The sequence below is a fragment of the Nocardia testacea NBRC 100365 genome (genome assembly GCF_000308775.1).
GTDB classification, from domain to species: Bacteria; Actinomycetota; Actinomycetes; order Mycobacteriales; family Mycobacteriaceae; genus Nocardia; species Nocardia testacea.
Window position 1 is genome coordinate 1 of the sequence record NZ_BAGJ01000007.1, and the last position, 10837, is coordinate 10837.

Here is a 10837-nt window from a genome sequence, read left to right on the forward strand (position 1 = left end):
GAGGACGGGCTGATCGCTGTGCCGGAGGGCGGCATTGCCGCGCCTGCGGACAGAGTGGCTGTGCCAGCGGGTGGCGTGGAGGTGCCTGCGGGCAGAGTGGCGGGATCGGCGGGCACCGCGCTATCGGCAGGCGACACCGGTGCATCGGGAGCCGCTGCTATCGCATCGGGAGCCGCTGCTATCGCATCGGGAGGCGACGCTGTCGCATCGGGAGATGCCGCCGGCGCATCGGGAGAAGACTCCGGCGGTGCTGTCTCGCCGGCGGGCCACGGTGCTGCGGTCGGCGCTGGATCGCTTTCGCCGCCGCGTACGGCGACAGGGGCTCCGCGGTCCGGACCGGTGCCTTCCGGATCGGAACCATGGGCCGGCCCTTCCGGTGTGCCGCCCGGCCCGGGCACCGGGGGTGGTGGGGCGGCGGCTTCCGCGGGTTGTGTCCGGCCGGGCCCGGATTCCGGGGACGGCGGCGTCGTGAGTGTGTCGGGCCGGGTCGGTGACCCCGCGCCGGGCGGCTCCTCGTCCGAAGCCCCGGCCACCGCCGGCGTGAAACGGGGGACGGCGTCGCCGCTGGCCGGGATCGTCGGGTTGTAGCCGAAGGTCATGGCGTCCTGGGCCTGGGCCGTCAAGGCTGCCGCGGCGGTGTTGTAGGCCGTGCGCCGCTGTGCTCCGGTGGCCGCCTCGACAGCCGGGTCCGGGTCCGGCAGGTAGGAAGCCGGTGGTGGCGGAATCGCCGCGCGCACGGCTTCGGCGGCGGCGGAATCGGCCGCCAGCTTCTGTTCGACCACGCGGCAGACCGCGACGGCATCGTCCCCCGCCCGGACGAACGCGGCCGCGGCCGCGGCGGCGCCTACCGCCGCGAGCCCCGACCAGTCACCGGAGAACCGGGTGAGATCGCGGGCGAATTCGTCGAAGGCCGTTTCCACCGCGGTCGCGGTGTGTCCCCAGGTATCGGCGAGCCGGCTCAGCTCGGCCGGCGCCAGTGCTTCGTGTACCAGGTCCCAGATCTGCTGATGGGTGTACCCGCCGAATACTTCCCGGTCGGGTACGTAGGCCGGGTCTGTGCCCGCCCCCGCGGTACCCGGCTGCCCCTGCTGCGCCACTGTCGGCCCCCTCGGTCGCGCGATCCGGCACACCGTTCCGGCGCATCGGACCGCATGGTTTCAATTTGTCTGCACCCCTGCGTAATTGGACATACTGCCGCATGTCATGCGGTATCCGCCACCGTGCGGGCGAGGGCCGCGCCGGTGGCGGCATCGGCTTCGCGGAAAAGTGCGGCGGCCGCCAGATAGGCGGCTTTGTGACACAGAGCGGTCTGTTCGAAGGCGCTGAGAGTGTCCAGGTACTCCTGGCCCTTCGCGGCGAAACCCCGCGTCAGCGCGTGGCCCGAGGGGAGATCGGGAAACCCCCGCACCTCGGTGAGGGCGACCGCGCCGGCCCGCGCCTGCCGTATGCGCTCCGCGAGCCGGTCGCACGAATCGGCCAGGCCGCGTGCGGCGGCTTCGGACATATGGAACTCGCCGGCCCGCGCCGCCTCGTACAGGCGGACGGCTGCCGATCGCCCCAGATCTGGTATGGGCATCGTCTTCCCCCTTCGGTCTCCCCACCGTGCGCTCGGAGCATAGCAGCGGAAAATGCCGTGTACCAGGGTCTTCGCGGGGCGTCGGGCGCGCCCGGCGGCGGGCGGCGCAGTGGACGGCATCGATCGTCCGGGTGCGGCGATGCGCTCCGACCGCCCGCCTGTTCACTGCCGATATTCCCCGTCGATGCGCGGGAAATATTCTCCGAAGATCTAAGGGGAATATTCTCCGTACGTCGGCGGGGAATTGTGGCCTTTCGGCTGTGGTCGTATTTCCCGGGCGATAACGGAGAATTCCGTCGGGCTGTGTTTCGAATTCACCACGGAGCGGGGTAGCGGCCGATACCACATCCCGGAGCGGCCGAGAACCACTGTGCCCGAGCGGAAGTCGGGCATCTCCTCGTCGAGAATATGGTGACGAGCAGGGCGAACGCGTGGGCTGGTGGGACGAAGATCGCCGAAACCTTGGTGTTGCGCCCGGGGAGATGTTAATTTATTTGTTATGTCTACCAGCAGCGCCGACTCGCGGAAGGTCACCTATGTGACCGCCGCTCTGGGTCTGCGTCTGCCCCTCACCCGCGAGTTGTGTTGCCGCCGTTGCCGCGGTTGAGCGATTCGAATCTCCCAGCCGCCTCGTTGCAGTTGTAGGCATATCCCCTTTCGCGGGAAATATTCATCGAGGAAATTCATATGGCTGTCCGTACCGCCGAACGCACCGCGCCGCAGGCTTCCACTGTTCGTACCCGAGTTCCTCGTCCGGTCGTCGCCCCTGATCTGCGGTTATCGGACAACCCCGCTGCGGCCGTGCTCCGGGCCGCCACCACCGGCCCGGTGTTCCGGGACAAGACCGCCCGGGCCACCGGGCTGAGCATCGCCACCGTCAATCGCCAGGTCTCCTCGCTGCTCACGGCCGGTCTCCTGCGTGAACGCGCCGATCTCACCGCTTCCGGTGCGGTCGGCCGGCCCCGGGTGCCGTTCGAGGTCGACCACGACACGTTCGGAACCCTCGGTGTGCACATCGGCGCGGCGTCCACCCGGATCGTGGTCTCGGATCTCCGCGGCCGGATCCTCGGCGGCCTCACCATCGCCACCCCGCAGACCGGCCAGGAGTTCGCGGTCAAGACTGTCGCGCACAGCGCGAAATCCTTTCTGCAGCGCTGGTACCGGCGTACCCCGTTATGGGTCGGTGTCGCGATCGGCGGCCGGGTCGATCCCGGTACCGGTATCGTCGACCACCCGAAACTGGGCTGGCAGGCCGCGCCGGTGGGTGCGGTGTTCAGCGAGGTGCTCGGTCTGCCGGTGACGATCGCCCCGCACGTGGAGGCCATGGCCGCGTCGGAACTCCTGCTACCGGGTGTGAGCCAGGACGCGGCGGAGGACGCAGGCCGGGCCGCGCACGGCAGCAGCCTCTACTTCTATGTCCGGGAGACCGCCGGCATCTCGGTGACCCTGGACGGCCGGGTGCACACGCCGAGTAACGGCCCGGGTTCGATCGCGCATCTGCCCACCGGCTCCGATGTCGAATGCTCGTGCGGCCGGCGCGGCTGCTTGGAGGCGACCGTCGGCGATCGTGGACTGCACGCGCGCGCCGTCGGACGGGGAATCATCCCCGCGCACAACGGCAAAGCCAGTTCGACCATCGGCGACCTCTACCGGGCGGCGGCACGCGGCTCCGAGCCGGCGCGCGAGTTGCTGGCGGAACGGGCCACCGTGCTCGGCCGGACCGTGGCACTGGTACGCGACATGCTCAATCCCGATCGCGTGGTGCTCGGTGGGCAGGCGTTCACCACCTACCGCCCCGGTCTGGCGCATGTGGCGCGTGCCTTCAACGAATCCACGATGCTGCCGCCCACGGATATCCGGGTCACCGGGTACGCCTCGAAGGTGCAGGAGTTCGCGGCCGTCGTCACCTCGCTGAGCGCGCTGTACGCCGATCCGCTGGCCGCGCTGCGCCGGGTCACGGCCTGATCCGTCGGCGTCCGGACCGGTCCCGTGCGGCAACCGCCGCACGGGGCTTTCCCGTTATTTCGCGGGGAACAGCGATTCGATGGCGGTGATGAAATACGGGAAGTGCACGGCGAACCGGTGCAGGTCCCGGTCGCCTTCGAAACCGCCGAACCAGTACAGTCCGGGATCGTCGTCGGCGGAGGGGTCGATATCGCGGAAGGTGCGGACCCAGTTGTCGGCGCGGCTCCAGACCACCATGTAGGGCAGGCCGCGGGAGAACACGAGTTCCCGGTCGCCGGGCGGGATCTGCCGGCTGGTGACCTGTTCCAGACCCCGCTGCAATCCGCGGACCTGCGCGGTCAGTGTCCGCCCGAAGGCGGTGCGCACCGGGAGGAACCGCTGGGCCGCCAGCAGTGCGCCACCGCCCAGTGCGATCGCCACCCCGACCAGGGCGTGTCCGGCCAGGAGGGCGGCGAGGACGGTCACCGCGGCGCCGAGCACGACCAGGCCGCCACCCAGCCACAGCGGAATCCGGCGGCGGACGGGGTCGATGAAGGCGCCGCGATCGACGGCGTCGGCGACCATGGCCCGGCGCAGCGGTTCGGTGGGCAGCCGGCCGGGCGCGGCGAGTTCGGCCATCGTGACCGTGTCGGTGCCGGGCGGCAGCAGCGCGTCATAGACCGTCCGCTCGTAGGCGCGCAGCTGGTCGTCGGGCGGATTGACCCGCGCCAGCCGCCACTGGGTCTCGCCGATGCGCGAGATCCACAGATAGTTGCGGACCGCGAGATCCACCACCGTGGCGGCGATATCGGTCGGGTCGGAGTGGCCGTCGAGCAGGACCCCGGCCTCGCCCGGCAGGATGCCCGCCGGGGAGCTGAACTGGGTCCGCCCGCCGCTGCGCACCAGCGGTTCCATCGGTTCGGCGGGGACCGACTGCCGGCGTGCCCAGAAAATGTAGGCGGCCAGCGCGATGAGGGCGGCCACCAGGAGGCCGAATGCCACGAGCACGGGGCCGGTCACCGCGAACGGTGAATCGCCGGGGCCGGTGATATCGGCGTTCGGCGGTACGGTTCCCGGCGGAATCTGCAGGGTCAGGTCGACCGATTCGCCCTTGCGCAGGTTCGTCTGGTCGAGGTACATGACGCCGTCCGGCTCGATGCGCACCTGGGCGCAGGGCCGGGTGTTGCCGATCGGGCCGAGCAGGCACTCCACGATGCCCATCTCGAAACTGGGGCTGATGAGCGAGGCATGGATCTCGGCGAGATCGACATTGAGCACCCCGAACCAGCGGAAGACCTGACTGCCCTCGGCATCGCTGACCGTATTGCGCACCGAGTAGCGGACTGTGGTCTCCCCGGTCCCCGCGTCCACGGTGAAGAGATCGTCGGCGATGGCCGCGCTGCCCGGGCCGCTGGTTTCGATATCGGTGACCGCGAACCGGCGTTCGGAGTCCTCGCTGATCTGCACCCGCAGCGGCAGCGTCATGGTGAAGCGTTCCCCGGGCGGAACCGTCACGCGCTCGGTCACTTCGAGGACGCCCTCGCGGTTCAGCGTCATATCCAGGTAGAGGATCGAACCGGCCGGCTCCTGGGCTCGGGCCGCCGGTGCGCTCGTCCCGAAAACGGCGAGTAATCCGGTCAGTGCGAGCAGCAGCGCGAGCGCGCCCCCCCGAAATGTGAGCATGACTCGTTACCTTAGACAGCTTGCTATCCTGCGTCAGCGGCTGTTGGTGTTCGGAGAAGGTGAGGGGGTCCGGGGGAGTGACACAACCACCTTACGGGCGCGGACCGGTACCGCCCGGCAGGCAGCCGATACCACCCGGTGGCCGGCCCCCGTACAGTCCCCGTCCCGGTGGACCGCAGCGGCCGCCCTCGCCGCCACAGGGCGGGGGTTATCCGCCCCAGGGTGGTGGTTATCCGCCGCCGCGCGGGCCCGGTTACCCTCCCGCGCAGGGATATCCGCACCGCCCCCCGCCGGGTTATCCCCGGCAAGGCCCGATCTCCGGTTATCGCCCCATCGTCGCACCACCCATGCCGCCGCCGGTGCCCCATCGGGTGCCCAACGCGCCGCGGCCGCGTAGCCGGCGCAGCAGTGGCAGCACGTTACTCGTGGTACTCGCGGTGATCCTGGTGGTGGTCGGCGCACTCGTGCGGGGCGCGTTGAATTCGGACGGACTGAAAGTGCTGGGCCCGCAACCGGAGCACAGTTACGACACCGGCGAGACAGGTCCCGCCGCGACCGGGACCAATCCGCTGCTCACCGACCCGGACGCGACGCTGATCCCCGCGAACTGCGAGTACGCGCAGTGGTCGCCCGATGAGGACAGCGCGCGGGCGTTCTTCTCCAGCGCCGAGAAATGCCTGGAGGCGGCCTGGCAGCCGGTACTGGCGGACGCGGGGCTGCCGTTCGAGCCGCCGACCGTGCTGGTATCGGCGGATACCGAGGGCATCACCACTCCGTGCACCGGTTCGACCGACAACTTCGCCGCGTTCTACTGCCCGGCCAACCGGACCATCTATATGCCGGTCAGCCAGTTGCAGACCGACTACTACCACGACAACTGGGCGGTCTACCTGTCGGTGTTCGCCCACGAATACGGGCATCACATCCAGAACATGTCCGGCATCCTGCTCGCCGCCAACAGCGCCCGGGTCGACGCGGGGGCGCGCAGCCCGGAGGGGCTCGAACTGTCACGGCGGGTGGAGCTGCAGGCCAACTGTTTCGACGGGATGTATCTGGTCTCCTCCGCCGACGGCGGTGCGCTCACCGACCAGCAGATGACCGATGCGCGAACCGATGCCGATCATCGCGGCGATCAGCACGGCGATATGCGCGATCACGGCACGCCGGAGAACGGCGGCCGCTGGTTCGGTCTGGGCGTCGAACACAATCTGACCGCCGAATGCAACACCTTCACCGCCTCGGCCGACGCGGTGAGCTGAATCAGCCGGACCGGCCCGGCCCGCGTATCCGCGAGCGGAGTTCCATCACCCACTGGGTCATTTCGGCGGGCGACTTGTCCGGGCCCATCAGTTCGGTGAGCACGTGCCCGAAACAGGCGGCGTCGAGGACTCTTTCGGCGACAGCCATCGGATCACCCCAGGGGAGGTAGGGTTTCGCCAGCAGGAGCGAGGCGATGCCGTGGGCGGCCGCCCAGAGTTCGAGTACCAGCGGGGTGGGGTCCGCGCGGTCGATGAGGCCGTCGGCCATGGCCGCTTCCACGGTCGCGGCGAAGTACCGGAAGGCGCCACTGGTCAGCACCATGTCCACGGCGCCCTGATGGGTGGTCGGTATGGTGGCCAACCGGTACTGCTCGGGGTGGTCCAGGGCGAACCGTACGTAGGCGAGGCCGAGGCGGTGCAACCGCAGCGCCGGTGGGTCCGCCGGATCGACCGCCGCCTGCATCGCGGTGTTCAGCGCTTCGAACACCTCGGCCACCGCCGCCTCGATCAGCGCGTCCTTGTCGGCGAAGTGACGATAGATGGAGGGCGCACTCACCCCCACCACACCGGCGACCGCGCGGATCGATACCGCGCCGACGTCGCCGGTGCGCTCGAGCAGTTCCCGGGTGGCGGTGATGATCTCGGCGCGCAGCCGGCTGCCGTACCCGCGGGGGGAGCGTGGACGCCCGGTCATACGCGCACCGGGGGTTCGGCGGTGGCGCCGGGCGCGTCCACTGGCTCTTCGCTGAACCCGATCCGCTCGTGCAGCCGGGCCAGCGGCTTCGGTGCCCACCAGTTGAGCGGGCCCATCAGTTTCATCAGCGCCGGCACGAGCAGGGCTCGGATGAGAGTGGCGTCGGCGAGCACGGTCAGCGTCAGACCCAGACCCATGAGCTGGATGAACGACACTCTGGAGGTGGTGAGAGCGCCGATCACGATGGCCATCAGCACGGCCGCGGCGGTGAAGATACGCCCGGTGCGGGCCACCCCGACCGCGACGGCTTCGGTGTTGTCCTCCCGCATCGACTCCGTACCGGTGTGCCCGGCCCGGCGGCGCAGCCACTCCTCCCGGATGCGCGACAGCAGGAACACCTCGTAGTCCATGGAAAGCCCGAAGGCGAGGCAGAACATGAGGATCGGCATGGTCGGCACCAGATAGCCGACGGCGGTGAAGCCGAGCAGCCCCTGCAGATGGCCGTCCTGGAAGATCCACACCATGGCACCGAACGCGGCGGTCAGCGAGAGGGTGTTCAGCAGTAGCGCTTTCAACGGCAGGATCAGGCTGCCGGTGAACAGGAACAGCACCGCGAATGTGGACAGCACGATGAGCAGCCCGGCCAGTGGGAGCCGCTCGGCCAGCGCGTCGAGTGAGTCCTCGTTCACCGCGGCGGAGCCGCCGAACAGGGTGGGGGCGGGTGGGTCGACTGCCCGCAACGCGTCCAGCTGCTCCGCGCCGGCGGGGGAGAACGGGTCGACTGTGCTGTTGACGGTCAGGTACGTGCCGGTGCCGTTCGTCATACCCGGCGGCGTGGGGGCGAGCCGGTTGCCGGACACATACACGCCGGCGCTGGACAGCACTCCGGTGACATCGTCGACCTCGGACAGCCGCGCCGCGTAGGCGCCGACCCCGGCCTCGTCGCGATAGCCGTCCAGCACGATCGTGGTGTTGCCGCCGGGATCGGCACGCGGGAACTCCGCCCGGATCTCGTCGCCCACCTGCCGGCTGGCCGCCGACTCGGGCAGCACCCGCTCGTCGGGGTAGCCGAACTTCACCGAGAGGAACGGCGAGCCGAGTGCCAGCATGAGCGCCACGATCACCACGGAGACCGGAACCGCGGCCCGCATGACCCGCTTGACCAGGCGGTACCAGCCGGTCTGCTCCGGCACCATGGCACCCAGCGGTTTGGGTTCGCGGCCGAGCAGGCGCAGGATGGGCGCCCGCAGGTCGAGGGCGTTGACCCGGTGCCCGAGCAGTACCAGCGCGGCGGGCAGCACCACGATAGACGCGACGGCGGCCGCGATCACCACCGCGACACCGGAGTAGGCGAAGGAGCGCAGGAAGTACAGATCGAACACCAGCATCGCCGACAGCGACAGTGCCACGGTGACCGCGGAGAACAGCACGGTGCGACCGGCGGTCTGCAGGGCCCGGACGGTGGCCGCGCGCGGGTCGCGACCGGCCGCGAGTTCCTCCCGGAAGCGACTGACGATGAACAGGCTGTAGTCGATGGCCAGCGCCAGACCCAGCGCGGTGGTGAGGTTCATCGCGTAGATGGAGACGTCGGTGAACAGCGTGAACAGTTTGAGGATGGCCAGCGTGGCGGCGATCGCGAACAACCCGACCAGCAGTGGCAGCGAGGCGGCGATCAGGCTGCCGAAGACCAGGACGAGCACCACCAGGGTGAGCGGGATCGCCGCCGTCTCGGCGACGGCCAGATCATGCGTGATCTGATCGTTGACCTCGTGGAAAGTCGCCGCGGTACCGCCGGCCCGGACGGTCACCCCGTCGGTCGTTCCGGTGACCTGCTCGCCGAGCGCGCCGGCGGCTTCCTGGATCTGGGTCTCGTCGCCCGCGAAATTGACCGCGATCAGCCCGGATTCACCATCGGTGCTGCGGAGTACGCTCGCGACCGCCGGGGTGGGGGCCGTCCAGTACGACTGGACACTGTCGGTGTCCGGATGGGCCCGGACGATATCGATGACCTGAAGTGCGCGGGCCCGCACCGGGGCCGCGTCGACCCCGTCCGGCGATTCGACCAAGAGGATGTAGTTGGGTGCGGCGCCGTCGAAGTTGTCGGTGAGCTGCTGGGCGGCACGGATGGATTCGGCGTCGGCGGAAACGAATCCACCGGATTTCAGTCCGGCGGCCGCGGTCGCCCCGAATATTCCGCACAACAGTGCGACGGCCAGCGCGCCGATGAGTATTGCGCGCGGGAACCGGGTGGTGAGCTGCGCGATGCGAATCAACATGTCATGGCCCCCGAATCGATAAGTTAGTGGCGTTAGCGTAACGCTGTTAACTCGAGGAGGGAAGAGGAGAACCGGACTGCGTGGTGGACCGGTACCCACGCCGGGTGCGCGCTGTCGGTCTCCGCCGGTAACCTCTGGCCGTGGCTCTGTACCGGAAGTACCGACCGGCAACGTTCGCTGACGTGGTGGGCCAGGAGCATGTCACCGAGCCGTTGTGTACCGCCCTCGACACCGGCCGGATCAGTCATGCCTATCTGTTCTCGGGTCCGCGCGGTTGCGGTAAGACCTCCTCGGCCCGGATCCTCGCCCGCTCGCTGAACTGCGTGCAGGGCCCCACCTCCACCCCCTGCGGCACCTGCGCCTCCTGTGTGTCCCTGGCCCCGGGCGGCGGCGGCAATCTCGACGTGATCGAACTCGACGCCGCCAGCCACGGCGGCGTCGACGACACCCGCGAACTACGCGACCGGGCCTTCTACGCGCCCGCCGAATCGCGCTACCGGGTGTTCATCGTCGACGAGGCGCATATGGTCACCACGGCCGGGTTCAACGCGCTGCTGAAGATCGTCGAGGAACCCCCGGCCCATCTGATCTTCGTCTTCGCCACCACCGAGCCGGACAAGGTGCTGCCGACCATCCGCTCGCGCACCCACCACTACCCCTTCCGGCTGCTGCCCCCCGCTACCATGCGCGGCCTGCTCGGCGGCATCTGTGAACAGGAACAGGTGGCCGTGGAGGAAGCGGTGTACCCGTTGGTGATCCGGGCGGGCGGCGGCTCCCCGCGCGACAGTTTGAGCGTGCTCGACCAGTTGCTCGCCGGCGCCGGGTCCGAGGGCGTCACCTATTCGCGCGCCGTCGCACTGCTGGGGGTGACCGATGTGGCGCTGATCGACGACGCGGTCGACGCGCTGGCGGCCGGGGACGGCGCCGGCCTGTTCGGCACCGTCGACCGGGTGATGGAGGCCGGGCACGATCCGCGCCGGTTCGCGGTGGACCTGCTCGAGCGGCTGCGCGACCTGATTCTGCTACAGGCCGTACCCGATGCCACCGACCGTGGACTGGTCGCCGCGCCCGCCGACCTACTGGACCGGATGCGTGATCAGGCCGCCCGGCTCGGACCCGCGGCCCTCACCCGCTACGCCGAGCTCCTGCACGCCGGACTGGGCGAGATGCGGGGAGCCACCGCGCCGCGGTTGTTGCTCGAGGTCGTGTGTTCGCGCATGTTGCTGCCCGCCGCCGACGAATCCGAGGCCGCGACCCTACAGCGGCTGGAGCAGCTGGAACGGCGGGTCGCCTCCGGTGCGGCCGCGGCCCCGACTGCTCTGCCCGCGAGCGAGCGGCCGCGGACCGATCCCGCCGAGGAGGTCCGGCCGCCCGCGCGCCCGGCCGCCTCGGACCCGTCTCGCCG

8 protein-coding genes are annotated in these 10837 nt (G+C 69.8%); 3 read left to right on the forward strand and 5 right to left on the reverse strand.

The genetic code is table 11. The features are described from left to right. Together ON38_RS36770 and ON38_RS01085 are read right to left on the reverse strand one after the other, a co-directional pair. Positions 1-1097: hypothetical protein (locus tag ON38_RS36770; protein WP_174372378.1), on the reverse strand; the 1097-nt coding region annotated here is incomplete at its 3' end. A gap of 104 nt (positions 1098-1201) precedes the next feature. Next, positions 1202-1576 (reverse strand): hypothetical protein, encoded by a 375-nt coding sequence (locus tag ON38_RS01085; protein ID WP_039821618.1) that lies wholly within the window; start codon positions 1574-1576, stop codon positions 1202-1204. A 687-nt stretch (positions 1577-2263) separates the two neighbouring features. Between ON38_RS01085 and ON38_RS01090 the strand changes: the two genes are divergently transcribed. Then, positions 2264-3541, forward strand: a complete 1278-nt coding sequence (locus tag ON38_RS01090; protein ID WP_083872084.1) for an ROK family protein — start codon at positions 2264-2266, stop codon at positions 3539-3541. Positions 3542-3595: 54 nt separating this feature from the next. Here the strand turns inward: ON38_RS01090 and ON38_RS01095 are convergent, their stop codons facing one another. Beyond that, positions 3596-5203: a DUF2207 family protein gene (locus ON38_RS01095; protein WP_039821622.1), complete on the reverse strand. Its 1608-nt coding sequence runs from the start codon at positions 5201-5203 to the stop codon at positions 3596-3598. Positions 5204-5574: 371 nt separating this feature from the next. On the opposite strand from ON38_RS01095, the gene ON38_RS01100 reads away from it, so the two are divergent. Beyond that, the gene (locus tag ON38_RS01100; protein WP_245563839.1) at positions 5575-6462 is read left to right on the forward strand and encodes a neutral zinc metallopeptidase; all 888 of its coding nucleotides are present in this window, start codon (positions 5575-5577) and stop codon (positions 6460-6462) included. A gap of 1 nt (position 6463) precedes the next feature. Here the strand turns inward: ON38_RS01100 and ON38_RS01105 are convergent, their stop codons facing one another. Both ON38_RS01105 and ON38_RS01110 read right to left on the reverse strand, forming a co-directional pair. Further along, positions 6464-7156: a TetR/AcrR family transcriptional regulator gene (locus tag ON38_RS01105; RefSeq protein ID WP_039821624.1), complete on the reverse strand. Its 693-nt coding sequence runs from the start codon at positions 7154-7156 to the stop codon at positions 6464-6466. Then, positions 7153-9432, reverse strand: a complete 2280-nt coding sequence (locus ON38_RS01110; protein WP_039821625.1) for an MMPL family transporter — start codon at positions 9430-9432, stop codon at positions 7153-7155. The genes ON38_RS01105 and ON38_RS01110 overlap by 4 nt, the downstream gene beginning before the upstream one ends. Positions 9433-9572: 140 nt before the next feature. On the opposite strand from ON38_RS01110, the gene ON38_RS01115 reads away from it, so the two are divergent. Further along, positions 9573-10837: DNA polymerase III subunit gamma and tau (locus tag ON38_RS01115; protein WP_039821628.1), on the forward strand; the 1265-nt coding region annotated here is incomplete at its 3' end.